Consider the following 24,645-nt stretch of genomic DNA (forward strand, 5'->3'; position numbering starts at 1 on the left):
TTTAACAATTCAAAAAATACTGAAAATTTACTATTTTTATACCGATTCCAGCTTTTTGAAAATAAATTGTGACTATTTCGATAATGAAAATATTTTCCTTGAATAAATAGGAGTAAACATCTATAATCAATAATGATTCTCAAATAGAACTGTTAAAATTATATAAAAGGAGCATATGATGATAAAGCGTTTTTTCACTTATTATTTACCGCATAAGAAATTATTCATTCTTGATTTCTCGAGCGCTGTCATTGTGGCAATTTTGGAACTTGCCTTCCCAATGGCTGTTACTTGGTTTATCGATAAGCTCCTTCCTGAGGGAAATTGGAGTACCATCGTCTCTGTAAGCTGCGGCTTGCTGGCATTATATTTAATAAGCACTTATTTGCAATATATTGTTAACTACTGGGGACATAAGCTTGGAATTAATATTGAAACAGATATGCGTGCACAGCTGTTCAATCATGTCCAAAAGCAAAGCTTTAAATTCTTTGACAATACAAAAACAGGTCATGTTATGAGCCGAATTACAAATGACTTGTTTGATATCGGCGAGCTTGCCCACCATGGTCCTGAAGATTTGTTTATAGCAATCATGACATTTGTCGGCGCCTTCTGGATTATGCTGACCATTAATGTGAAGCTTGCGTTAATCGTCATTTTCATCGTGCCTGTGCTCGTCTGGCTGATCACATACTGCAATAAGAGCATGAATAAAGCATGGAGGCATATGTACGGCGATATTGCCGATGTTAATGCCCGCGTTGAAGACAGTGTATCCGGTGTGCGTGTTGTCCAATCCTTCACGAACGAAGACTATGAAATGGAGCGTTTTTCTGTTAATAATAAACGTTTCAGAAAAGCGAAAATCGTTGCATACAAAGTAATGTCTTTAACTTCATCTTCTGTTTATATGCTAATGCGCTTTTTCACGTTAGTAGTATTGGTTTATGGAGCATGGCTGACATTTAATGGCCAGCTGACAAACGGTGAGCTAGTTGCATTTATTCTGTATGTTAACATTTTGCAAAAGCCAATAGATAAAATCAGTGCATTGCTGGAGCTGTATCCGAAAGGTATGGCTGGATTTAGACGTTTCTTGGATCTGCTTGATTCAGAGCCTGAAATTCAAGACCGCAAAGATGCAGTGGAAGTGCCTGCATTGCGTGGGGACATTCAATTTAATAATGTGACATTCGGCTATGATAACAGAACTGTTTTAGACCAAATCAGTCTGAACATTAAAGCGGGCGAAACAGTTGCATTTGTTGGTCCGTCCGGTGCAGGGAAAACGACAATTTGTTCATTAGTGCCAAGGTTTTATGATGTGAACGGCGGAGCCATTAAAATTGACGGCATGGATATCCGTGATATGACAAAGCATTCCTTGCGTTCTCAAATTGGGATCGTTCAGCAGGATGTGTTCCTGTTCACAGGTACATTAAAAGAAAATATCGCATACGGAAAACTAGATGCAACAGACGAAGAAATACATGAAGCAGTAAAAAGAGCTCACTTGGAAGATTTAATCCGCAAGCTTCCAGACGGCTATGACACACAAATAGGAGAGCGGGGCTTGAAGCTGTCGGGAGGACAAAAGCAAAGGCTGGCGATTGCGAGAATGTTCTTGAAAAATCCGCCAATACTTATTCTCGATGAAGCCACCTCTGCCCTTGATACAGAAACAGAGCAAATTATTCAAGCATCATTAAATGAACTTGCGAAAAACCGTACAACATTAGTGATTGCTCACAGACTCGCAACAATCCGCAATGCTGACCGCATTGTTGTTGTTACCGAAAACGGGATTGAAGAGGAAGGAGGACATGATGAACTGATTGAAAAAGGCGGTATTTTCGCTAATCTTCATCGTGTTCAATACCAGCGTTAACTTTTTAGATGCCTTTTTAGAAGGCATCTTCTTTTTTTTGCAAAAATAGCAATTGAAGTTAGTATTTAATATGCGATATATTGGTTATAAGTAATTTTTTATGGAGGTGCCTGTTTTATGCGACCGATAATGTTAGGCATTGCGTCTGCCTTCTTTTTTGCTTTTACGTTTGTTTTGAATAAAGCGATGGAGATGAATGGGGGAAGCTGGGTATGGAGTGCATCCCTGCGCTACTTTTTTATGGTTCCCTTTTTAGTGATTATTGTATTAATTAGAGGGAATTTAAAGCCGATTTTGCTGGAGCTTCGTAATAATGCTCTCAAATGGATATTGTGGAGTTCTGTCGGATTTGGGATTTTCTATTCGTTTATTTGTTTTGCATCCGCCTATGGGCCAGGCTGGTTAATTGCAGGAACATGGCAGCTGACGATTATTTCAGGAACACTGCTTGCACCGTTGTTTATGGAGCAAATAGCCGCAAGTGACGGAACTATTGTCCATGCAAGAAGAAAAATCCCCATTAAAAGCTTAGGCTTTTCCCTTTTAATAATTGTTGGAATCGTATTTATGCAGGTTGAGTTTGCAAGGAGCTTATCCCTGTCCCAAGCACTGCTTTGTCTCATATCAATACTCATTGCATCCTTTGCATACCCCCTTGGCAATCGGAAAATGATGGAGGTTGCAGGTGGCCGCTTTGATGTTTTTCAGCGAGTGCTTGGCATGACGATTGCTAGCCTGCCGTTTTGGCTTATTCTGTCTGTTTATGGATGGATGACTGCAGGTTTACCGTCTGTTATGCAAGTATACCAATCCGGAATTGTAGCTTTATTTTCAGGTGTTGTTGCGACGATTCTCTTTTTTGCAGCTACAGATTTAGCAAAGGATAATATGCAGAAGCTTGGTGCTGTTGAAGCAACACAGTCATTTGAAGTGCTATTTGCATTAATTGGAGAAATGGTGTTTCTTTCTGCAGGTTTGCCGAGTCCAGTTTCCCTGCTTGGAATTGGAATTGTGATTATTGGCATGGTATTGCATAGTATATTTTCCCGCAATATTAAAAAACTAAAATTAGCTAAAGAAGCGCATCATTTCAATTGATTATTAAAGTTTTGTTAATTATTGAAATTTTTTTACTTATTAGGCAGGTATATGTATACTATTGTATGGAATGGTAACAACAATGATCGTAATGAATGACAGTCATGATTTTGGCTATCACTTCTAAGAAACTAGATTTGGAGGACCAACAAAAATGACCAATGAACAAAACAAAGCAATAAAGCTGATCGCCCTTGATATGGACGGCACATTATTGAACAGCAACGGCGAAATACCTGAGGAAAACCGCATAGCAATCAAAGAGGCACAAGATGCCGGCATTCATGTTGTCTTAAGCACAGGCAGATCAATCGCAACATGCAAAGATCATGCGGAAAGTCTGTTTCTTAAAACATATTTAGTTACAGTAAACGGCAGTGAAATATGGGATTGGCAAGGCAATTTAATTGAACGGAATTTAGTTGAAGCAGAGCAAATGCGCTGGCTTTGGGAGCTTGCGCAAAAACATGGTACGAAAACTTGGGCCATCAGCTGCGGCAAGCTTTGGAATAACGAAATGCCTGAGGATATTGACGCAATCGAATGGCTGAAGTTCGGCTACCATATTGACGATGATGCCATTAGAAATGAAGTGTTGAAAGAACTGCAGGCAAGAAATATTTTTGAAATAAGCAATTCATCGCTTGTTAATATTGAAGTGAACGCTTTAGGCATCAACAAGGCCAAAGGGCTAAAAACGGTTTGTGAACGACTTGACATTACAATGGCTGAAGTGATGGCAGTCGGAGACAGCTTGAACGACATCAGCATGATTAAAGAGGCAGGCATTGGTGTGGCGATGGGCAATGCACAAGATATCGTGAAAGAAACGGCTAATGCTACAACAAAAACAAATGACGAAAATGGCGTGGCGTATGCTATTCGCAAATGGGTATTACAGGCTGAGCAAGAGCCAGTATTAGAAAAATAAACTGCAGAAATTATGTTGAAACAAAAAAAATAACTGCTATAATAAATAAAAAAGAAGAAGCGAACGAAGAGAAAGGAATAGTATGCGATAACCATTCGTAAAAGAGAGTGGAGCTTATAAGCTGAAAGGCTCCATGACGACATGCCGCAGAACCTGCCTTTCGAGTCCTAGAAAACTAGGCGTGTTATCTGGCGTTATCAGACAAAGTGGGATAAGAGCATTGTCTTTTGTCCAATTAAGGTGGTACCACGGAAAAGCCCTTTTCGTCCTTTTTATAGGATGAAAAGGGCTTTTTTTTATTACAGTCAAACAGATAAATGATACGGGATGTTGGAGGTAATCGTTTTGGACAGAAAAAGAATAGTGGTGAAAATCGGCAGCAGTTCGCTCACCAACTCAAAGGGAGAAATTGATCAGCTTAAACTAAAGGATCATATCGCAAGTATTGCAGCGTTAAAAAAAGTAGGCAAGGAAGTAATACTTGTTTCCTCTGGTGCAGTTGCAGCTGGATTCAAGCAGCTAGGATACCCGTCGCGTCCAGTGACGCTAAAAGGAAAACAAGCTGCTGCTGCAGTCGGTCAAGGTCTGCTGATTCAGCACTACACAGAGAGCTTAAAAGAATACGGTATCGTACCTGCTCAAATCTTGCTGACAAGAAATGATTTCAGCAAGAAGGAGCGTTACCGCAATGCTTACTCCACCTTGTCAGAGCTTTTGGAAAGAGGTATCCTGCCGATTATCAATGAAAATGATACAGTGTCAGTTGAAGAGCTTACATTCGGTGACAATGATATGCTCTCAGCACTTGTAAGCGGGTTAATCCACGCAGAACAGCTGATAATTTTGACAGATATTAATGGGCTCTACGACAGCAATCCGAAAGACAATCCAAATGCTAAACGTCTTGATTATATTGAAAAAGTAACACCAGAATTTTTAGAAGGAGCGAAAGGCAGCGGCTCAAAAGTAGGAACTGGCGGGATGAAATCGAAGCTGATTGCTGCAGAGACAGCTCTTAGTCTAGGCGTACAAGTGTTCATCGGCAGCGGGAGCGGAGAAGATAAGCTTTTAACCATCCTTGAAGGCAACGGAGATGGGACCTATATTGGTTCGGAAGGATTAAGTGCCATTACCAGCAATAGACAATGGATTGCCCTCCATTCCAAAGTAGAAGGAAAAGTATATGTGGATGAAGGGGCAGAACTAGCTTTGCTGCAAAAGGGAAGCAGCTTGCTTCCGGCAGGCATTTATGAAATTGAAGGATTATTCGAAAAAGGTGATGTTGTCGAAGTGATTGGCACATCAGGATTGATCGGTAAAGGGGAAGTTCTTTACGGCTCACAAGAACTCCATGAAATACTGGCAGGAAATCTACCTAAACAAGAGGGACAGCTGCAAGAAGTTATCCACCGCAATAGCTGGGTGAAAATCTAAAGGGGGTCGTACAAATGGGAGAAGTGCAAACGAAAGGGCAGTTAGCGCAGCAGGCAAGCAGGGAGCTGTGGAAATTTACGACTAAGGATAAAAATGAGGCGCTTGCGCTTATTGCAGATCAGCTTTTGGCAGATCAAGCCTATATTATTGAGCAAAACAAAACAGACTTAATCAACGGAGAAAAGGCAGGATTGTCAGCATCTGTTTTGGACAGAATTATGCTTAATGGAAAAAGGATAGAAGACATGGCGCTGGCGATAAGACAGCTCATTGAACTTGAAGATCCAATTGGGGCAACACTGGAAGAAATCCAAAAAGAAAATGGCTTGCTTATCCGCAAAAAAACAGTGCCAATCGGTGTGATGGGCATGATTTATGAAGCAAGACCAAATGTGACCGTAGATGCAGCAACACTGTCGATAAAAACAGGCAATGCCATCCTGCTTAGAGGCAGTTCTTCTGCAGCGAGCTCCAATATTGCTTTAGTGCGTTCTATTCATGATGCGTTAAAGAAGTCAGCTCTTCCTGAAAATGCAGTCCTGCTTATTGAAGATACTAGCAGAGAAACAGCAAAAGAACTGTTCCATTTAACAGAATACTTGGATGTTCTTATTCCAAGAGGCGGGAAAAACCTGATTGATACAGTAGTTAAAGAGGCATCTGTACCTGTCATTGAGACAGGCGCTGGAAACTGTCATTTATTTATCGACGAAAATGCGGATAAACAAATGGCACTTTCCATCAGTCTTAACGGCAAAACACAGCGTCCATCTGTCTGCAATGCTTTGGAAACAATCTTAATTCACCAAAACTGGTATAAGCAATACGGCCAAGAATTGCTGCAAACATTAGCAGACCATGGTGTGGAAATCTACGGAGACAGTACGGTTACAAATGACTGGGCTGATGCCATTTTAGCAACGGAAGAGGATTGGTATACGGAATATTCCGCCTTGAAAATCAGTGTGAAAATTGTTGATGATGTAACAGAAGCGATCACACATATCAATAAGTACGGCACGAAGCATTCTGAGGCAATTATTACTGAAAGCAGTGAAAATGCAGAAATTTTCTTATCCAGTGTAGATGCAGCTGCTGTTTATCATAATGCAAGCACACGCTTTACAGACGGATTTGAATTTGGATATGGTGCAGAAATCGGTATTAGCACACAAAAGCTCCATGCAAGAGGACCAATGGGACTAAAAGCTTTGACCTCGTCGAAATACTATATATATGGAAACGGCCAAATCAGAAACTAATACGTTTATTTCATAAGATAGGAAGCGAATACCAATGCAGTTTGTAACAGTCCTGTTGCCAATATTTTTTATTTTTGCTGTCGGCTTTGTCGGTGAAAAAATTCTTCATATAAATACAAAGTCGATTACAACAATGACGGTCTACTTAATGACACCGTTATTATCATTTAGTGTTTTTTACGAAACAACCTTTAATTTAGACTATCTCATGATGGCCATTTACGCATTAGCACTCGTATTCGGCATCATTGGCATCATTTATTTTGTCGCAAAGCTAAGAGGGTATGACGTTAAAAAAACATGCGGGATGATCCTGTCATCTGCCTTCATGAATAATGGAAACTATGGCACTCCACTTGTCTTGTTCGCATTTGGAGAGCCAGCCCTTCATTACGCCGTTATCCTGATGGTAATTCAGCAGCTGATTATGGCAACAATCGGCGTTTATTATGCCGCAAAAGGATCAGCAGACAATGAAGGCGCAAATGATACATGGAAGAAAGTCCTGAAAGTGCCGATTATGTATGGCGCACTCCTCGGTGTGATTTTTCATTTTCTAAATATCCCACTATCTGCAACCATGCTTGATGCCATTAAGATGGTAGGAGATGCAGCTATCCCAACAGTCATGCTCGTTTTAGGGATGACACTAGCAAAAATATCCGTCAAAAAAATCCAAGTCAAGCCATTATCCTTTGCCTTAACCTTAAGGCTTATCGTATCACCATTGATTGCATGGGGCATGACATTAGTACTCCCAGTTGATGATATGCTTAAACAAGTGATGATTGTATTAGCTGCAATGCCGTCAGCCGCCAATACAACGATGTATGCTCTCCAATATGGAACAGAACCGGATTTTGTGTCAACAGCAACGCTGTTTAGTACATTAGCTAGTATTGTCACACTGCCGATTGTGTTGTTTATTGTTTAGTAGTTTTATAGATGAACAAAACCTTGATTGGATATTTATTCCATCAAGGTTTTGTTTTTTTAGACAGCCTAATCCACCAACAAGGCTGTCTTAATGTATCGCGTTCTTAAATTTCCCTCCATGCGCCTCCTGTGTATCCATAATCGTAATAAAGGCATTTGAATCAATTTCCAAAACGATGCTTTTAAATTTGGCAATTTCAAGGCGGGTGAACACGACATAGAGCACTTCTTTTTCTTGATCGAGATAGCCGCCTTTGCCTTTTAGTTTTGTCACACCTCTGCCAAGGCGGTCTGACAATGCTGCGGCTATTTCTTCGTATTCGTTTGTGATGACCATTGCTGCTTTCGTGTCGTCAAATCCTTGAATGACAGCATCAATTGCTTTGCTGGCGATATAGTAGGTAAGGATGGAAAACATGGCTTGTTCCCATTCAAGCACGAAGCCGGCCCATGTGAACACAAACACGTTTAGGAACATGACGAACTCGCCGACAGAAAAGGGCATCTTTTTGGATAAAAGAATGCCGAGTATTTCTGTGCCGTCTAAGGCGCCGGAATTGCGAATCACGAGTCCAACTCCTGTGCCGAGCAGCAGTCCCCCAAAAACCGTGGCAAGAAGGGGCTCTGTTGTAAATGGCTGAACATGATGCAACGCTGATTCGACTACAGCTAGCATGATAATAGCGAACAACGAGGAGATGCAAAAGTTCTTGCCAATATATTTATAGCCGGCGAACAAGAATGGAATATTGATAATTAGCACCAAGATTCCGAAGCTGAAATTGGTCATATAATTAATGATTAGGGAGATGCCGATAATACCCCCATCGATAATTGTATTTGGGATAAGAAATAATTCAATCGCTGCCGCAGCGAGGCTCGCACCGATCATTAGCATGATATACCGGATAATTAAATGTAGTTTTCCTTCTTTTTTATGTGTTTTTCCCATTTGTCTTGAACCCTCCCGAAGTTAAGGAAGTAACATATTTATAATGCCAAGAAAGTGAAAAAATATTCCAGTTTTGGTTATATAATAATTTCTTTTGAAAACCGCTAATTTACGGGTTTTTTACATAAAATTCATTGCAAGTTTTTATGGAAAGATATAGAATATACAGTACATTATTATTCTAGGTAGGTGAAAGAAATGTTCAACCGGGAGCTGGTGAAGGGAAGTACGTCGTTGATTCTGCTGCAGTTATTAGCGGAAAAAGAAATGTACGGCTATGAGCTTGTGAAGGAAATGGAAAGCCGCAGTGATTATTCCTTACAGGTGAAAGAAGGTACATTATATCCAGCGCTTCATAAGCTGGAAAAGCAGGCATATGTGGAATCTTTCTGGAAGGACTCTGAAAAGGGACCTGCCCGGAAATATTATCGCATAACAGAGACAGGCCTAGAAATACTCGAGCAAAAAACGAAGGAATGGAAAAGCTTTGTGCAGACAATTGATAAGGTAATTGGGAGAAGAGGGTTATGATTTCTTCCAAACAGGAGTATTTGGATATCCTCCGTGCATGCTTAGAAAATCATGAACGAGTGGAGGACATCCTGCTTGAATAATAACAGCATTTAACAGACTTAATCGCAGAGATTTCAAGTCTTGGAATCAGTGAAGCAGAAGCGATGGAGCAAGTTATCGCAAGAATCGGCAAGCCAAAAGATATGGCAGCATTGTTTAGTGAGGAGAGAACGATAACTGCTTCCAGAACAAAGTGGATTTTCTTTTTCGGCAACTTTATCTTTTTTGCAGCAGGCTTAATTTTAACCGTTTTTTATCATTCTATTCCAAGCCCAACCGTGAAACAGCTGTGGTTTTTCCTGACAAGCATTCCGTTTTTAATAATATTTTTGTATTTATTTTATTGGCTGTTACTAAGGTTTGAAGTTGGGAAAGAGTTTGGTCTTGGTGGAAAAAAACTGTTTAAACGAACCTTTTACATAGCGCTTATGCCTAATCTATTCCTGATGATGATGGTCGTCTTGCGCATCATTCCACCAGCTGTTTTTGCCCCGCTGCTGACAAATGAATTTACAGCCGTTTGTATTGTTTTCACGATTCTGTTCTATCCAGTATCGATTTTAGGATTTCGCTACGGAACAACAAAATCGATTTGAAAATTCTGCTTTCCTATAAAGGAAAGCAGAATTTTTTTATGTAAATGTTTGCTCCATCTTACTTCTATCAGTATCTTCAATCCAATCATCATACTTTTCATACAGCGGACGAAGCCGTTCGGCATCCAGTGCTATTACTTCACAGCCACGATCATCATAGATAAAGAATATAATATCTTTTGTGATATTCACAAAGAAGACATCTGGATAACCAGTGTCGTATCCTCCGAATCTAGGCTGCAGCGGAAAATCCTCATTACAAGCTCCCTTTAGCAATCCAGCTAAATGTAAGTCGCTCTGTTTACAGTATAGTGAAAACTGTTGCATCTCAAATTGTTCAGCTTCCTCTAGTTCAAATGGATATGGAAATGTTTTTACATGGATGCGGTATAAAGCATCCTTGTCTTTAACGTATGGTTGAAATACCTTCAATTTATTTGTAGCTTTTTCTTTTGTTCGTTTATAGATATTTGTGACAAGAAATAAACCATCGTCCTGCTCGAATAAGTCATTAAAAATATCAAATATTTGCTGATAGATTACCTGAAATCCTTCCAGATTCATGTCACCATTTTCTTTTAATGGATAGATATTTTCTCCAAGGGTAAAGTGAATGCCAATATCCCATTGATGATAAATACTAGGTACCAATGCGAGGGTTCGAAACCTTCCCTGGAGATAGTCATTAAGGTGCATGTCCATTGCTCACTTTCCATAATAGCGATTGTTTTCTTATTATCATACAATATTTCATGCTGTTAAAAATACCCTGTTTTAGCAAGAATCGTTATACATCGGTATAATATATAGAAGAAATAAGCTTTGCAAAAAAGAATTTTTTTGCCCCGTATCTTTTTTGCCTGCTTAATCGTTCAAAGTATGACACCTGAAAAAAGGGGGGATTAAGTTTGAGCAAGCAACACTTAAAAAAATGGCAAAACAGCAATCTGCAAAAGCATTACGACAGCTTAAATAAGTATTGCCAATACCTTTCGATGAATAAATGGGAAAAGGAAGATATTATTCATGATGCCTTCATAAAGGCAATTGAATCATACAGTGATCGTGATATAACGCCAGCATTATTAAAGAAAATTGTTCAAAATCACTGGATTGATACACTTCGGAAAAGAAAGCTGGAGCAAAACCACGCCATGAAAACGGAAGCAGTGCAGAATGAATCTGCTGCTGAAAAGATGATGCTTGCTGAGCATGTAGCTGAAAAGCTTACTAATAAGCAAGCAGCGGTTTTTTTGCTGATTGAAGGCTTTGGCTATCGTATTAAAGAAGCAGCAGAAGTATTGCAAATGACAGAAACGGCAATAAAGTCGATCTTGTTTCGAGCCAGAAACCAAATGCACAAGCAGCATAGCGGAGAAGGTAATGACGTTAAAGATGCGAGCAGCCTTTATTATGAAGCGCTAAAACGGCAAAATCCCGATATTTTGATTAAAGAAATTTTGACAGCTCAAAAGCTTCATCATTCGAGTTCAAAACGGCATAATGCTGGGCCGATTCTGCAAATGGCAGCATAGCAAATGAAGAAAGGGGCAAAAAAATGAACGCTATTCCATATGTGATTGAACAGTCAAGCGGGGGAGAACGCTCCTATGACATATATTCAAGACTTTTGAAGGACCGCATCATCATGCTCGGAGATGAAATTAATGACCATGTTGCCAATAATATTGTCGCACAGCTCTTGTTTTTAGCTGCAGAAGACCCTGATAAAGACATTTCCCTCTATATTAACTCACCAGGCGGTTCCACTACAGCAGGCTTTGCTATATTCGATACGATGCAATATATTAAGCCAGATGTGCGTACCATCTGCACAGGTATGGCTGCTTCGTTTGGTGCATTGCTGCTGCTTGCAGGTACGAAAGGGAAAAGATATGCATTGCCGAACAGTGAAATTATGATTCATCAGCCTTTGGGTGGTGCGCGCGGGCAAGCGACAGAAATTGAAATTACAGCGAAAAGGATTCTGAAACTGCGCGAGCAAATAAATACGATCATGGCAGACAGAACAGGGCAAGATGTCCAAAAAATAGCTCATGACACAGAGCGGGACTATTTCATGTCTGCACTTGAAGCGAAAGAGTATGGGATTATTGATGAGATTATCCTGCCTAAATAAATTTGACTAACAAGCTGCTTGTGAACAACAGGCAGCTTTTCTTATTGGCTGATTCGTTTTTTCCCAAACGATACGCTATAATAAGGATTGACTATTTTGCAGGAAGATAAAAGGTGAAAATCATGACAGTAAAGCAAGTAACAATAGAAGAAGCATTTGAAAAAAGCATTCGCAATGGCAGCCCGCTCTTGTACAAAGATTCTCTTCGTGGAATAAAAGGATTACATGAGGGCCAAGTTATCGATGTGAAAAATAATGCAGGAAAATTTATTGGCAGAGGCTATTATGCCATTCAAAATAAAGGGATCGGCTGGATCCTCACAACTAATCCTCAGGAAGCGATTGATTATTCTTTTTTTGAAGGGAAAATTAAAGCAGCAAATAATCGAAGAGCAGCATTATATCATGATAATGAAACGACTGCTTTTCGCCTGTTTAATGGGGAAGGAGACGGCATCGGCGGTTTTACTGTCGACAAATATGATCAATACTTGCTGATTCAATGGTACAGCAAAGGGATTTACGAATATAAGGAGTGGATTATTAAAGCACTCGATACGCATGTTGAGTTTAAAGGCATTTATGAGAAGAAACGGTTTGATACGAACGGTACATATGTTGAAGGCGATGATTTTACATTCGGAGAACCAGGAGAGTTCCCGATTATGGTGAAAGAAAGCGGCATGAACTTTGCTGTAGACCTTAATGAAGGGGCAATGACGGGGATTTTTCTTGACCAGCGTGAAGTTCGGAAAACAATTCGCGACAAGTATGCACAAGGCAAGGATGTGCTGAACACGTTCTCCTATACAGGTGCGTTTTCTGTGGCAGCAGCCATTGGTGGAAGCAAATCCACAACAAGTGTTGACTTAGCAAATAGAAGCAGAGCCAAAACCTCACTGAACTTTGAATACAATGATATCAGTCTAACAGACCAGAAGATTGTAGTAGAAGATGTTTTTCACTATTTCAAGTATGCCGTAAAGAAGCAGCTCGCATTTGATATGGTCATCCTTGACCCGCCAAGCTTTGCGCGAAGCAAAAAGCATACTTTCAGTGCAGCGAAGGATTATGCTAATCTTTTGAAAGAGGCAATCAGTATTACGAAACAATCAGGTGTTATCGTTGCTTCGACAAACTGCAGCACCTTTGATATGAAGAAGTTTAAACAATTTATCCACGAAGCTTTCGGAAAACAAAAAGATCGTTATACGATTCTAGAGGAATTTGGCTTACCGGAGGACTTTGCGAATATTCGTCATTTAAAGGAAAGCAATTATTTAAAAGTTGTGTTTATTAAAAAGCTTAAATAGTTTTTCAAAATAGTTATTGATTAACAAAGCAAAATTTCTTTATCAAATCACTGTTTACTTAAATGTCTTTACCTAGTAATCTAATATTTAGCATTGATTATTAGTACATATGGAATGGGGATTGGAAAAAGTGAAAGCAATATTGTTTGATTTAGATGATACACTCCTTTGGGATAAACGCAGTGTTAAAGAAGCATTTGAAAAAACATGCAAGCTTGCTGAAGACAAATACCAAATTGCAGCTTCCAGCCTAGAAGAAGCAGTCCGAAAAGAAGCGCAAAGCTTATATCAAGCATATGAAACATATGCGTTTACACAGATGATTGGCATCAATCCGTTTGAAGGACTATGGGGAGAGTTTGCGGATCAGCATGAATCATTCCAAAAAATGAAGGCTATTGTTCCGATGTATCGTAAAGACGCTTGGACGAATGGACTTTTGGCGATGGGAATTGATGATAAGGAATTCGGAGCATATTTAGCAGAACAATTTCCTGCTTTTCGCAAAGAATCTCCTTTCGTATACGAAGAAACATTTGCAGTGCTCGATGAGCTTAAAGGAAAGTACAAGCTGCTGCTTTTAACAAATGGTTCGCCAGGGCTGCAAAACACGAAATTAACAATTACGCCTGAAATTGCACCATATTTTGACGAAATTGTTATTTCAGGTGATTTCGGTAAAGGTAAACCAGATCCTGCTATTTTTGAGCATGCCGTTTCCTTGCTTGGTCTAGATGTCAGTGACTGCATTATGGTCGGGGATAATCTTAATACAGATATTCTTGGCGCATCAAGAGTTGGAATGAAGTCGGTTTGGATTAACAGAGAAGAGAAAACGCCAGAAACGGTTCATCCAACATATGAAATTCAAGATTTGCTGGAGCTGATTCCTCTTCTTAAAGAGATTGGCTAAAAAAGAAGCTCATGAAGGCATTTGCCTAACATGAGCTTCTTTTTTTATTCCTTGTCTTCCTTTGGCAGCAGATGTCTGTATGGAACAGGTGATGCCAGTACAACCGAAGTATTGATGGTGCCAAACGGTATTAACCGGTCGACCAATATCCGCATGCCATCAATTCCAGATACAGCAGCCTTTATTGTATAACTAATCGGTCCAGTCACACGGTGACATTCCAATATATCCGCTTCTGTCTTAATAAACTCCTCAAACTTATGGGGATCTTCCTTCAGTTCACTTATTTGAATGAACAGAAGTGTTTCCCTGCCAAGCTTTGCAGGAGAGACTCTTGCTGTGAATTCAAGAATAATTCCTCTTTCTTGCAGGCGGAGGAGGCGTTCTGATACGCTTGGCCGGCTTAAAGAAAGCTGTTTAGAAAGATCGCTTACCGTTATTCTTCCATCCTCCTGCAATAATTTTAATAATTGCACGTCTACCTTATCCATTTTTAACTCCTTTGCAAATTGAAATTATATATAGATTATTCGCTTCATTTTTAAGGTTAATTTTGTTTAATATATGCTTTTTGATATGTAAAAATGCTCCTTCTTATTCTATCATTAAATATGTAACATAACCACCAAATTTACCTGTGAATTTTGGCGATTTCGCCATCCTCTCTCATACCCAACTCAATATTTTATCATATTAGGAGTGTTTTGTTTGAAAAAAATATTAATCATGATTGCCGGCTGTTTCTTTACATCATTAGGCTTGTATGTGCTCAAAAGCTCTTCCCTTGTGACGGGCGGAACGGCAGGCTTAAGCTTAAGTGCCTCTTATTTAATGCCCATTTCGTTTGCGGTTTTGTTCACGGTCATAAATATTCCGTTTTATGTGTTGTCCTATAAAAAAATGGGCAAACAATTTACATTTTCAACGATTTTGGCAGTAACAACAGTCACTGTATTATCATCCCTGATTTCTGCGTATTTCCCGCCTCTAACTTTTCATCCGCTCATCGGTTCAGTTGTCGGAGGAATCATTATTGGAGCAGGTGTTGTTGTTCTATTTATGAATGGCTCATCCCTAGGAGGAGCACAAATTCTCTCCATTACACTGCAGAAGCAGTTTAACTGGAATATGGGAAAAACAAACTTTATTTTTGACACGGTAGTTATTCTTATTGGCATGTACAGTATTGGGGTTGTGAGAGGCTTATACAGTATATTATCTGTGCTAATTGTGTCTACTATGATGAGCTTCTTTAAGGAACAAATAGCAAAACGCAATAATAAGACTACTGTAAAAGTATCAAAAAAGGAACCGATATTGGAAACAAGTACTATGTAATAAAGGGAAAAAGCACCTTTAGCAGGCTCTTGAAAAAGTCTACCTAAAGGTGCTTTTTTTGTTTCAAGGCAGTTTTAGAAGTGTAACATCACTGTGACACGCCTCTAAAAATCATTCTTTCTCCTTACTAAGGATTAGACCTCTTATTAAAACAGTCTACACATTTACGCTTAAGGGATTTTTAAAGTTTGTACTTCTTTTTCTAAATAATAGATTCCCACTCGAATATTTTGCTTATGGTTTCCGAAGTGCTCCCCGAAAAGAGTGAGCCCTCCTACTTTTTCTGAATCTTGTTCGACTGCAACTTTAAGTGTTAAAAATGGTGATTGATCTAATTGGATGTCATCGATAGTTACACTAGATAAAGCCTCTCCATCAATACCTGTATCGATTTTATTGATGCGAATTGTTTTCAGCAGGCCATACTGACTGAATTTATCATTCCACCAACTTGGGGTATATCGACCTCGCACATCTGAAAAGTTTCCTGGGACTGTATAAGTACCAAGTTTTACACCGTTTAAATAAAAAGTAATATCACTTGGCCAAACATTGTTAGATAAAGGGAATTCGGAAGCTAATTCCATGCTGATTTCTACCATTTCTGGTATTTGGTTAGGACCTAGGAGATTTGGGATTTTATATTCTACAAATCCTTCTGACAACCATAGGAGCTGTGTATCAACCCTTTTTGTATCCATAAAATATTTAGGGTCATCTGGCTTGCCGATTATTTCCGTTTCTGATGCAATTCCACATGTTGGTTTTGCTTGGAAATCCGTATAATGGCCAATTTTTAAATCGGTTAAATGCAGGGAATATTCTTTAAATATTTTCTTAGGAAAATGTATGTCAATATTATCTACTGCGAGCTCCACTATTTTTTGTAACCCTGACTTACCAGCAGTTCTAATTGATTTTACAATCCCAGCTTCTTCTAGCTTCTGCACATGGCGTGTAACGATAGCTGGACTTATATTTAATTGTTTAGCTAAATCTGAAATATTAGCTTGGTTAACCGCTAATAGTTCGATAATCTCGATGCGCGTTTCACTAGCGAGAGCTTGATAAACATGGAAGTAATCTTTAGAAACCTGAATTTGCATAAATGCTCATCTCCTTAACCAAAAGATTAAATAGTTGCTTGTACTTTTATTGTAACATTACACATGTTTAACCTCAACAGAAAACTCTATAACAGCTGATAAAATAACATTGACAACGCTTTCTTTTGTTGTTAAATTAAAAATGTAAGACGAACATATTTATATATTTAACTATTTGGTTAAATATATAAATTAATCAAATGGGGAGGAAATCGGATGGGTACTTCAAAAAAACGGTGGAAGCTTTTAGGTGTGTTAGGTTTAGCAATTGGACTTATGGCAGGTTGTAGTAGTTCAGGTGCAAGTAGTAGCGCTAAAAATGAAATCACCTTTTGGAATCCGTTTACAGGGCCTGATGGGAAAAACATGCAAGCAATGGTAGATGAATACAACAAGACAAATCCAGAGTATAAGATTAAGAATATCTCTCTTAAAGAAACAGATATGTATACAAAAATTCCAACTATTGTGAACTCCGAAAAGAATATACCTGATTTAACAATTGTTCATGCAGAGCGTATTAAGCAGTTTAAAGACAATGATATGTTAACCTCTTATAATGATTTATTAACAGATTACCCAGAGATTAAAGCAGAAAATTATGTGCAAGAAGCTTGGAATATTGGAGAAATCGAATCTGAACGATATAGTATACCGCTAGATATACATACGTTTGGACTTTATTACAATAAAGACCTAGTGAATAAGTATTTGCCGACAGCGTTAGACGACAATATTGTGACATTTGCTGAAATAGAGCAAGTAGGCGAAGTTTCAAAAAAAGATAAGATTGCATCTATCGGTGTCTCTTGGTTAAAACCGAACTTTTTATCCCTGTATGCACAAAACGGTGGGGTTCTAACAGAGGATGGTATACAACCGACGTTAGATAATCAAGCAGCTCAAGATACGTTTAACTTGTGGAAGGAATTAGTGAAGACAGGATATACAACAAAGGATGGGGAAGATCCTACGCAAATGTTTTTAACAGGAAAAGTAGTCTTTTTGCCTGAAGGAATTTGGATGCAAAACCAAGTGAAGCAAAGCAAGATAAATTGGGGACTAACTAATGCACCGCAGGTATCTGATGACTTGTCAAAAACAGTTAACTGGTCTTCCTCCCATCAATTTGTCATGTTTAAAGATGAATCACGCAGTGATGAAAAAGCAAAAGGTGTCATGAAGTTCTTAAATTGGGTTAGAGACAATTCAATGGAATGGGCGAAGTCCGGGCAAAATCCTGCCACGTTATCACTGTTAGAAGAGGAAGAGTATAAACAGATGCCGCAAGCATTTTTCTTATCTACACCAGAGCAACAAGCAACTTTGAAAATTTTTGATTATAAGTACAATGGCTATGTTTCAGAAGCGCTTGATGCTCAAGCAGGCGATGTAGTTTTTGGAAAGCTGGATGTTGATAAAGCGCTTACGCAAATGCAAAAAGAAGTATCTGCGAAGGTTGAAAAAGATAAATCGAATAAATGATTTGGAGAAAATAGAAGGTAGAAGCTTACCTTTTGTATACAGCAGAAGGTAAGCTTTAACTATTGATATTGCGAGTTTAGTATGTTTTTTCTATTCAAACATAGAAAAAAAGGGGGAGTGGAGCGATGGAAACTGTTCCTGCTACAAAACAAGTGAAGCAAGTCAAAAATAAGAGGTCCAAAAAAGTGTCTGTTACACCATGGATTTTCTTAACACCTCATTTGCTAATATTTGCTGTCTTTTTCTTGATTCCTGTTTTCTTTGGTATCTATATATCTTTTACAGAATGGGATTTAATAAGTTCCCCTACGTTTATTGGCCTTGATAATTATAAGGAAATATTACTGCAATCTGATTCTATCTTTTATGAACAGCTACATACAGGCTTGAAGAATACGTTTTTATTCGTGCTTTTTGTTGTACCGTTTTGTATCCTTGTGCCATTATGCCTTGCAGCAGCTTTAAATACTAAACCTGCTTTATGGAAGTTCTTTCAATCACTTTTTTATTTACCATCTTTATTCGCGATTTCTGCGGTCGTGATTATTTGGACTTTAATGTTCAACGTCACATATGGCCCAATAAATAATATCCTGAATTTAGAAACGGTATGGACAGGAACACAACCCTATGCATGGATTGCATTAGTAATTTTAACTGTTTGGTGGTCTATCGGCGGCAATATGATTATTTATCAAGCAGCATTAAATGGCATTGCTAAAGATTTATATGAAGCTGCAGATATTGATGGAGCATCACCATTTCAGAAATTCATTAAAATCACACTTCCTAGTATAAGAGGACAAATTCTTTATACCGTAGTAATTACTACTATTGCACACTTTAATGTATATGGACAGCCGCTAATGCTTACAGGTGGAGGGCCGACTGACTCGACAAGGGTTCTCTTAATGGATATTCAGCAAAATGCATTTGGTTCAGGCCAATCTATCGCAGGAATTTCATCAGCAATGGCAGTTATTCTAGGCGTGTGCATAATGGTTGTTGCATCCTTGCAGTTCTTTTTCTTAAGAGAAAGGAAGAATTAAAGTGAAGGAGGGTTTGAAATGAGTGGAAAGAGAGTTAATCCATTTCCAAAAATCATTGCATTTATCTTTTTGCTCGCGATGTCAGTTATTTGGGTTATACCTTTAGTATGGGGAATCGTAACTTCTTTTAAATCGGAAATTGAACTACAATCTGTTGGGTTTAAATTTCTACCAATCGAATGGGTGCTATCCAATTACACCTCTCTTTTAGTAGATAATGCAAGTACGCCGTTAGTGCGCTGGTTTACGAATTCCTTATTTATCTCCATTTCTCACACTTTATTAGTATTACTTGTTGTTACACTTTCTGCCTTTGCTTTTAGTAGATTAAATTTTAGAGGAAAGCATGGATTGTTTGCGTTTTTAATGGCAACGATGATGTTTCCGGCAGTAGTAAATTTAATTCCCCTTTATAAAATTATTGATCTATTAGGGTGGGTTAATTCTCCAATCGCCATGATCGTTCCTGGAGCTGCTGGCGTTTTTAATATTTTCCTAGTGAGACAATTTATGAATAATATACCAACAGAGTTTGATGAAGCAGCAAGAATGGATGGTGCGAATGATTTTCAAATATTATCAAGGGTAATTCTCCCTTTAATTAAACCAGTGCTGTTAGTCGTTTCCTTATTCTCTTTTACTGGTTCTTGGAATGATTTTTTATGGCCATCAATCGTGTTTAATGATGTGGAAAAAATGCCGATTACACCAGGGCTTCAATTGCTTCAAGGGATGTATCAGGCGCAGCCTACTTTATTAATGGCAGGAGCGATTGTTGCGATTGTTCCAACCTTCATTCTTTACTTATTTGCTCAAAAGTATTTCTTAGATTCTATGTCTCTATCTGCTGGAGTGAAAGGTTAATGAACAGAAGATTGGAAAGAAACTTAGTGAGAATAGCTGGGATTTGGCAGATAATTGATGGTTTATTTACGATCTTAGTGTATGGAACTTTGAAAAAAGTAGAAGGTGCAAATCTAATTGAAAACACGAGCTTTGCTTATATGAAAGCATTGGAATCAGTTGTTGGAAGTATCTATATATTTATCGCAATATTTGGATCCATTCTTATCGGAGTCGGCATGTTTAACTTGGTCTGTGCAAAAAAATATATTAAAGATGATCAAGTTCATGTAAAAGTGGCAGTGTGGTTTTTAGTATGTGGAGCTATGAGCTACATCATTATGGATATCATCAGTGTTGTCTTATACATGTCTGCTGGGATGATACTGTTGGCTAAAAACAAGTCTATCAAGAAGTTAATGATGAAAAGTAATCAACATATTGGAGGTATAAACTAATGAATGAATTACATCCTAATCCTCAGTTTAGAAGAGAGGAATGGTTTTCCTTAGATGGCAAATGGGATTTCGCCTTTGACGATAAGAAAGAAGGCGAAAAAAATAAGTGGTATGAAAAGTTTCCTAAGGGAACGGTGATTGAAGTGCCTTTCACTTATGAAACAAAGGCAAGTGGCATTCATCAAACAGAACATCATGAAATAGTTTGGTATGAAAGAACATTTAATATAAAGGATTTAGAGAAACACCCTATTCTTCATTTTGAAGGAGTAGACTATGAGGCGTTTATATATGTAAATGGTAAGCTTGCTGCACAGCATCAAGGCGGTTATCATGCATTTTCAGTAAATTTACAGGGGAAAGTTCATATCGGTGAAAATAAATTGAGTGTTAAAGTGTATGATTCAAAGGACTGTTCTCAGCCAAGAGGAAAGCAGAGGTGGCGAGAGGAGAACTTTGGATGCTGGTATGTACAAACAACAGGGATATGGAAATCAGTTTGGCTTGAATATGTTTCTCCTATTTATATAGAGCATGCAAAAATCACTCCTTTATTTGATGAACAAGAAATTCAGATTGAAATAGATACAAAAAATCTTCCGATTGAATCAGATGGATATACTGTAGAAGCAAAGATTCTTTTTGATGGAAGGTTTATTAATTCTTTTACTGCAAATATAATAGATGGTTCTGCTTCACTGCGGGGAAGTGTGCTGGAAAGAAAAGATCCTTGGACCATGAAACCTTGGAGTCCAGAGAACCCTCATTTGTATGATCTTCAGCTTCATTTATATAAAGGCAACGAATTACTTGATACAGTGGATTCTTATTTTGGCATGAGAAAGATATCAATAGAAGGAAATAAGATACTGCTTAATAATAGAGAATTATATCAACGCCTTATTCTAGATCAAGGCTACTGGCAGGATTCTGATATGACGCCGCCGAGTACAGAAGCTTTAGAGGAAGACATACAAAAAGTGTTAGAGCTTGGATATAACGGAGTTAGAAAACATCAAAAGGTAGAGGATTCTCGCTTTTTATATTTAGCAGATAAATATGGGTTGCTAGTATGGGTAGAAGTGGGCTCTACATATGCATTTAATGATGTAGCAGTTAAGAACTTCTCACAAGAATGGATGGAAATTGTGAAGCAAAACTACAATCATCCTAGTGTTATTACATGGGTTCCTTTCAATGAATCTTGGGGAGTTCACGATATTCATGTAAATAGGAAACAACAAGCATTTACCGAAAGTATTTATTATATGACGAAAACTTATGATCAAATGCGCCCTGTGATAACGAACGACGGCTGGGAGCATACCATTTCTGATATTATTACGCTTCATGATTATGAAGAATTCGGCAAAGCATTTACGAAACGCTATGAAAATAAAGAACATGTTTTATCAAATAAGATGCAATTCAACAAAGATTTCTATCCGTTTGCTGAAAATTATGCCTATAAAGGTCAGCCGATCATTATTTCTGAATTTGGCGGGATTGCTTTCCAAACAGAAGAAGGCTGGGGTTATGGAAATCAAGTGAAGGATGAGGAAGCGTTTTTCAAACGATTTGAAGAAATTCATTATGCGATTCAGGATTTAGACTATGTGGTTGGCTATTGTTATACACAGCTCACAGATGTACAACAGGAACTAAATGGGCTGCTTACTATTGATCGAAAGCCAAAAGTATCTGTCAGCAGAGTAAGCGAAGTAAATACAAGAAGACTGAAACCGTAGGAGGCAATATGAGTAGAGCAGAGTATCCAAGACCTCAATTTGTACGATCTGAATGGATAAATTTAAACGGCAAATGGCAATTCGAGTTTGATGATAAGAACGAAGGCTGGAAAGAAAAGTATGCTAATCAGGAGAAACTAACTAGAGAAATAAACGTTCCTTTTGTTTATCAATCGGAGTTAAGCGGCATAAATGACCGCACAATTCACGAATATATATGGTATAAAAAAGAAATAGAACTAGATCATCCACATGATAAGGAGACGTTATTACACTTTGGTGCAGTGGATTACTATTGTAAAGTTTATGTGAACGGGCAATTTGTTGGAGAGCACGAAGGGGGACATACGTCCTTTCATTTTAACATATCAGATAAGCTAGTTAAGGGAAAACAAACAATCGCGGTTTTTGTGCATGATCCATTTGATGATGAAACCATTCCTCGTGGGAAACAGTTTTGGGAAAAGGAATCGAGGGGGATTTGGTACACCAATTCTACTGGTATTTGGCAAACAGTCTGGATAGAGCAGCTTGATAAAGAACATATTGAAAGTGTAAAGTTCACCTCTGATTTTGATCATGGCATGGTATCGATAGATCTTCTTATCAGTGATTTTACGAACTTAATAGAAGAAAATAGATTCTTAAACTACACTATTAGTTATAAAGATATCATGATTGCAGAGGATCAGATTAAGTTAAACAGTCATAATGTGAAAAGAGCAATTGATATCATGCAGAATAAAATATTTCGATCCAATTTCCATGATGCAGGTTTTGCGTGGACACCTGAAAATCCAAACCTTTTTGATGTAAAACTAGAATTGGTTAATGATGCTGGTCACGTACTTGATACTATAAAATCTTATTTCGGATATAGAAAAGTACATAGTGAAAATGGGATGGTGTTTTTAAATAATAAGCCATACTATCAAAAGTTAGTCCTGGACCAAGGTTATTGGCCAGAAGGATTATTGACAGCACCTTCAGCAAGTGATTTTAAAAGAGATATTGAATTAGCGAAAGAGATAGGATTTAATGGTTGTCGTAAGCACCAAAAAACAGAAGATCCCTTGTTCTTATATTATGCGGATACTTTAGGGTTCTTAGTATGGGGTGAGTGTGCTTCTGCTCCTGTGTATACAGAAAAAGCGGCTACGAGGCTTATGAAGGAATGGGTGGAAATTGTAGAACGAGATTATAATCACCCGTCCATTGTCACCTGGGTTCCGTTAAATGAAAGTTGGGGAGTTCCTAATATTCACGCTGACAAAAAGCAGCAACAATTCTCCAAAACAATGTATCATATGCTGCATGCTATTGATGGTACGAGGCTTGTCATCTCTAATGATGGCTGGGAAGCTACTACTACAGATATATGTGCTATTCACAATTATAATCATGGAAATCATGATGAAAAGGATAAGTATCGTTATTTTAAAGAAGCACTCTCTTCTGTTGAAAATCTATTATCATATGCACACGGTAAGTGGCAAGTTTATGCAAATGGATATTCTCATCAAGGCGAACCAATTATGCTGACAGAGTTTGGAGGAATAGGCTTTAAAGTGGATGATCAAAAAGGCTGGGGCTATACTTCGGTTGAAACGGTAGAAGAATATATCCGGGATTATCGGCGCATTATGGAGGCTATCTACCAATCGAAAGGGTTATGGGGTTACTGTTATACACAGTTAACAGATGTGGAACAAGAAATAAATGGGATACTTACGTATAACCGCAAACCTAAATGTGATCTTTCTATTTTAAGGGAAATTAATAATCAATTTTACCCAAATAGACTTCCTGTAGTATTAAAACAGCGAAAAGATTGATTAGCTTAGTTATCTATCCATTATCTTGACTACCTCCTGAGTTTGATTATAAATCAGACTCAGGTTTTTTATATCTTCACTGCTAATTTTTTGTCGCCTTTTTAAAAGGAGAATTTTTTTGTTTAAATAAATTGACACTGATAATCATTTTCATTTACAATGAGAATAACCAAAAAAACAGATAATAAAAAAGAGCTAGGAAGGTGTAATTATATGCAAAATCAATTCTTGGTAACTAAGCCGTTTCAATATATGGTAGAATGTACTTGTCCTAGACCTGACCATACATTTTTTATTGATTTACATAAAGGGGATATTATTACTGTTACAGATGAGAAGAAATATGTTGATTCTCTAGGTTGGCTGATGCTTGTAATGATCAATGATTATACTGTATATATGTTTGTCCAGGAGCTGGAGGATTTCATTAACGAAGAAAAAATCGTTTCCATTATCGATATGGAATTAAAACGCAACTATCTTCAGTTTAAGGTAAATGAATCATTGGATAAAATGGATAAAGAAAGTTTTGAGCTATATGCTAAAGACTTGGCTAAGATAAAGGAAATGACCGAAATCGGTGCATTATCATAATAGACAGAAAATAGTCTGGCAGTAAGTGCTGCACCCCAAAAGTTAGAGTTGAAATCTAACTTTTGGGGTGTTTTTTATGGCTAAATATAGTGGGAATTTCAAACTGAAAATTGTACAAGAGTATTTGAAAAGTGCTTTAAGTTATGACCG

The 24,645-nt window shown here is 38.0% G+C and carries 24 protein-coding genes and 1 other annotated feature; of the genes, 20 read left to right on the forward strand and 4 right to left on the reverse strand.

What is annotated here, in order from left to right:
- Window positions 1-178 precede the first annotated feature (178 nt).
- From M3600_RS09865 to M3600_RS09890, 6 genes are all read left to right on the forward strand, one after another.
- Window positions 179-1,891 carry an ABC transporter ATP-binding protein gene (locus tag M3600_RS09865; protein WP_233314744.1) on the forward strand — a complete coding sequence of 571 codons (1,713 nt, stop codon included), beginning with the start codon at window positions 179-181 and terminating at the stop codon, window positions 1,889-1,891.
- Window positions 1,892-2,008: 117 nt separating this feature from the next.
- The gene (locus M3600_RS09870) at window positions 2,009-2,989 is read left to right on the forward strand and encodes a DMT family transporter (RefSeq protein WP_251645649.1); all 981 of its coding nucleotides are present in this window, start codon (window positions 2,009-2,011) and stop codon (window positions 2,987-2,989) included.
- 154 nt (window positions 2,990-3,143) lie between these two features.
- The gene (locus M3600_RS09875; protein WP_285854767.1) at window positions 3,144-3,920 is read left to right on the forward strand and encodes a Cof-type HAD-IIB family hydrolase; all 777 of its coding nucleotides are present in this window, start codon (window positions 3,144-3,146) and stop codon (window positions 3,918-3,920) included.
- A gap of 57 nt (window positions 3,921-3,977) precedes the next feature.
- Window positions 3,978-4,194: a binding site (T-box leader), on the forward strand.
- Between the two features lie 71 nt (window positions 4,195-4,265).
- A complete protein-coding gene (gene proB / locus M3600_RS09880; RefSeq protein ID WP_237941516.1) occupies window positions 4,266-5,354 on the forward strand; it encodes a glutamate 5-kinase in 1,089 nt (362 codons plus the stop codon).
- Between the two features lie 14 nt (window positions 5,355-5,368).
- Window positions 5,369-6,616, forward strand: a complete 1,248-nt coding sequence (locus tag M3600_RS09885; protein ID WP_251645651.1) for a glutamate-5-semialdehyde dehydrogenase — start codon at window positions 5,369-5,371, stop codon at window positions 6,614-6,616.
- Between the two features lie 34 nt (window positions 6,617-6,650).
- Window positions 6,651-7,550: an AEC family transporter gene (locus M3600_RS09890; protein WP_251645652.1), complete on the forward strand. Its 900-nt coding sequence runs from the start codon at window positions 6,651-6,653 to the stop codon at window positions 7,548-7,550.
- A gap of 90 nt (window positions 7,551-7,640) precedes the next feature.
- On the opposite strand, the gene M3600_RS09895 is transcribed toward M3600_RS09890, so the two are convergent.
- Window positions 7,641-8,504, reverse strand: a complete 864-nt coding sequence (locus M3600_RS09895; protein WP_251645654.1) for a YitT family protein — start codon at window positions 8,502-8,504, stop codon at window positions 7,641-7,643.
- A 198-nt stretch (window positions 8,505-8,702) separates the two neighbouring features.
- Between M3600_RS09895 and M3600_RS09900 the strand changes: the two genes are divergently transcribed.
- The gene (locus tag M3600_RS09900) at window positions 8,703-9,035 is read left to right on the forward strand and encodes a PadR family transcriptional regulator (RefSeq protein WP_251645663.1); all 333 of its coding nucleotides are present in this window, start codon (window positions 8,703-8,705) and stop codon (window positions 9,033-9,035) included.
- Window positions 9,036-9,181: 146 nt separating this feature from the next.
- Window positions 9,182-9,673 carry a hypothetical protein gene (locus M3600_RS09905; RefSeq protein ID WP_251645665.1) on the forward strand — a complete coding sequence of 164 codons (492 nt, stop codon included), beginning with the start codon at window positions 9,182-9,184 and terminating at the stop codon, window positions 9,671-9,673.
- A gap of 36 nt (window positions 9,674-9,709) precedes the next feature.
- Here the strand turns inward: M3600_RS09905 and M3600_RS09910 are convergent, their stop codons facing one another.
- Window positions 9,710-10,369 (reverse strand): DUF3885 domain-containing protein, encoded by a 660-nt coding sequence (locus M3600_RS09910; protein ID WP_251645688.1) that lies wholly within the window; start codon window positions 10,367-10,369, stop codon window positions 9,710-9,712.
- Window positions 10,370-10,581: 212 nt separating this feature from the next.
- On the opposite strand from M3600_RS09910, the gene M3600_RS09915 reads away from it, so the two are divergent.
- From M3600_RS09915 to M3600_RS09930, 4 genes are all read left to right on the forward strand, one after another.
- On the forward strand, window positions 10,582-11,208 hold the full coding sequence (locus M3600_RS09915) for a sigma-70 family RNA polymerase sigma factor (protein ID WP_233313688.1): 627 nt from the start codon (window positions 10,582-10,584) through the stop codon (window positions 11,206-11,208).
- On the forward strand, window positions 11,205-11,813 hold the full coding sequence (clpP, locus tag M3600_RS09920; RefSeq protein WP_282581435.1) for an ATP-dependent Clp endopeptidase proteolytic subunit ClpP: 609 nt from the start codon (window positions 11,205-11,207) through the stop codon (window positions 11,811-11,813). The genes M3600_RS09915 and clpP overlap by 4 nt, the downstream gene beginning before the upstream one ends.
- Window positions 11,814-11,932: 119 nt before the next feature.
- On the forward strand, window positions 11,933-13,126 hold the full coding sequence (locus tag M3600_RS09925) for a class I SAM-dependent rRNA methyltransferase (RefSeq protein WP_396953802.1): 1,194 nt from the start codon (window positions 11,933-11,935) through the stop codon (window positions 13,124-13,126).
- A gap of 130 nt (window positions 13,127-13,256) precedes the next feature.
- The gene (locus tag M3600_RS09930; RefSeq protein ID WP_233313691.1) at window positions 13,257-14,039 is read left to right on the forward strand and encodes an HAD family hydrolase; all 783 of its coding nucleotides are present in this window, start codon (window positions 13,257-13,259) and stop codon (window positions 14,037-14,039) included.
- Between the two features lie 44 nt (window positions 14,040-14,083).
- On the opposite strand, the gene M3600_RS09935 is transcribed toward M3600_RS09930, so the two are convergent.
- Window positions 14,084-14,530, reverse strand: coding sequence for an Lrp/AsnC family transcriptional regulator (locus M3600_RS09935; protein ID WP_251645667.1), 447 nt, complete (start codon window positions 14,528-14,530; stop codon window positions 14,084-14,086).
- Between the two features lie 208 nt (window positions 14,531-14,738).
- Between M3600_RS09935 and M3600_RS09940 the strand changes: the two genes are divergently transcribed.
- Entirely contained in the window at window positions 14,739-15,377 is a 639-nt protein-coding gene (locus M3600_RS09940; protein WP_396953800.1) for a YitT family protein, read from the forward strand.
- A gap of 170 nt (window positions 15,378-15,547) precedes the next feature.
- On the opposite strand, the gene M3600_RS09945 is transcribed toward M3600_RS09940, so the two are convergent.
- The gene (locus M3600_RS09945; protein ID WP_233313694.1) at window positions 15,548-16,483 is read right to left on the reverse strand and encodes an ArsR/SmtB family transcription factor; all 936 of its coding nucleotides are present in this window, start codon (window positions 16,481-16,483) and stop codon (window positions 15,548-15,550) included.
- A gap of 216 nt (window positions 16,484-16,699) precedes the next feature.
- Here M3600_RS09945 and M3600_RS09950 point away from each other — a divergent pair, with 216 nt between their 5' ends.
- The 7 genes from M3600_RS09950 to M3600_RS09980 all read left to right on the forward strand — a co-directional run bounded on the left by M3600_RS09950 (window position 16,700) and on the right by M3600_RS09980 (window position 24,495).
- Window positions 16,700-17,968: an extracellular solute-binding protein gene (locus tag M3600_RS09950; protein ID WP_251645670.1), complete on the forward strand. Its 1,269-nt coding sequence runs from the start codon at window positions 16,700-16,702 to the stop codon at window positions 17,966-17,968.
- 125 nt (window positions 17,969-18,093) lie between these two features.
- Window positions 18,094-19,017 (forward strand): carbohydrate ABC transporter permease, encoded by a 924-nt coding sequence (locus M3600_RS09955; RefSeq protein ID WP_233313696.1) that lies wholly within the window; start codon window positions 18,094-18,096, stop codon window positions 19,015-19,017.
- An 18-nt stretch (window positions 19,018-19,035) separates the two neighbouring features.
- On the forward strand, window positions 19,036-19,881 hold the full coding sequence (locus M3600_RS09960; protein WP_237941507.1) for a carbohydrate ABC transporter permease: 846 nt from the start codon (window positions 19,036-19,038) through the stop codon (window positions 19,879-19,881).
- The gene (locus tag M3600_RS09965; protein ID WP_233313698.1) at window positions 19,881-20,318 is read left to right on the forward strand and encodes a hypothetical protein; all 438 of its coding nucleotides are present in this window, start codon (window positions 19,881-19,883) and stop codon (window positions 20,316-20,318) included. The genes M3600_RS09960 and M3600_RS09965 overlap by 1 nt, the downstream gene beginning before the upstream one ends.
- Entirely contained in the window at window positions 20,318-22,066 is a 1,749-nt protein-coding gene (locus M3600_RS09970; protein WP_251645672.1) for a glycoside hydrolase family 2 protein, read from the forward strand. The genes M3600_RS09965 and M3600_RS09970 overlap by 1 nt, the downstream gene beginning before the upstream one ends.
- A gap of 8 nt (window positions 22,067-22,074) precedes the next feature.
- Window positions 22,075-23,901, forward strand: coding sequence for a glycoside hydrolase family 2 protein (locus M3600_RS09975; RefSeq protein WP_251645674.1), 1,827 nt, complete (start codon window positions 22,075-22,077; stop codon window positions 23,899-23,901).
- A 213-nt stretch (window positions 23,902-24,114) separates the two neighbouring features.
- On the forward strand, window positions 24,115-24,495 hold the full coding sequence (locus M3600_RS09980) for a hypothetical protein (RefSeq protein ID WP_233313701.1): 381 nt from the start codon (window positions 24,115-24,117) through the stop codon (window positions 24,493-24,495).
- Window positions 24,496-24,645 lie beyond the last annotated feature (150 nt).

Source organism: Niallia sp. MER 6, assembly GCF_023714395.1.
Classification (GTDB): domain Bacteria; phylum Bacillota; class Bacilli; order Bacillales; family Cytobacillaceae; genus Niallia.

Bases quoted from the DNA above. Each gene is read 5' to 3' on its own strand.
- M3600_RS09865 (WP_233314744.1), top strand. From the start codon at position 179: ATGATAAAGCGTTTTTTCACTTATTATTTACCGCATAAGAAATTATTC.
- M3600_RS09870 (WP_251645649.1), top strand. From the start codon at position 2,009: ATGCGACCGATAATGTTAGGCATTGCGTCTGCCTTCTTTTTTGCTTTT.
- M3600_RS09875 (WP_285854767.1), top strand. From the start codon at position 3,144: ATGACCAATGAACAAAACAAAGCAATAAAGCTGATCGCCCTTGATATG.
- M3600_RS09885 (WP_251645651.1), top strand. From the start codon at position 5,369: ATGGGAGAAGTGCAAACGAAAGGGCAGTTAGCGCAGCAGGCAAGCAGG.
- M3600_RS09890 (WP_251645652.1), top strand. From the start codon at position 6,651: ATGCAGTTTGTAACAGTCCTGTTGCCAATATTTTTTATTTTTGCTGTC.
- M3600_RS09895 (WP_251645654.1), bottom strand. From the start codon at position 8,504: ATGGGAAAAACACATAAAAAAGAAGGAAAACTACATTTAATTATCCGG.
- M3600_RS09900 (WP_251645663.1), top strand. From the start codon at position 8,703: ATGTTCAACCGGGAGCTGGTGAAGGGAAGTACGTCGTTGATTCTGCTG.
- M3600_RS09905 (WP_251645665.1), top strand. From the start codon at position 9,182: ATGGAGCAAGTTATCGCAAGAATCGGCAAGCCAAAAGATATGGCAGCA.
- M3600_RS09910 (WP_251645688.1), bottom strand. From the start codon at position 10,369: ATGCACCTTAATGACTATCTCCAGGGAAGGTTTCGAACCCTCGCATTG.
- M3600_RS09935 (WP_251645667.1), bottom strand. From the start codon at position 14,530: ATGGATAAGGTAGACGTGCAATTATTAAAATTATTGCAGGAGGATGGA.
- M3600_RS09945 (WP_233313694.1), bottom strand. From the start codon at position 16,483: ATGCAAATTCAGGTTTCTAAAGATTACTTCCATGTTTATCAAGCTCTC.
- M3600_RS09950 (WP_251645670.1), top strand. From the start codon at position 16,700: ATGGGTACTTCAAAAAAACGGTGGAAGCTTTTAGGTGTGTTAGGTTTA.
- M3600_RS09955 (WP_233313696.1), top strand. From the start codon at position 18,094: ATGGAAACTGTTCCTGCTACAAAACAAGTGAAGCAAGTCAAAAATAAG.
- M3600_RS09960 (WP_237941507.1), top strand. From the start codon at position 19,036: ATGAGTGGAAAGAGAGTTAATCCATTTCCAAAAATCATTGCATTTATC.
- M3600_RS09965 (WP_233313698.1), top strand. From the start codon at position 19,881: ATGAACAGAAGATTGGAAAGAAACTTAGTGAGAATAGCTGGGATTTGG.
- M3600_RS09970 (WP_251645672.1), top strand. From the start codon at position 20,318: ATGAATGAATTACATCCTAATCCTCAGTTTAGAAGAGAGGAATGGTTT.
- M3600_RS09975 (WP_251645674.1), top strand. From the start codon at position 22,075: ATGAGTAGAGCAGAGTATCCAAGACCTCAATTTGTACGATCTGAATGG.
- M3600_RS09980 (WP_233313701.1), top strand. From the start codon at position 24,115: ATGCAAAATCAATTCTTGGTAACTAAGCCGTTTCAATATATGGTAGAA.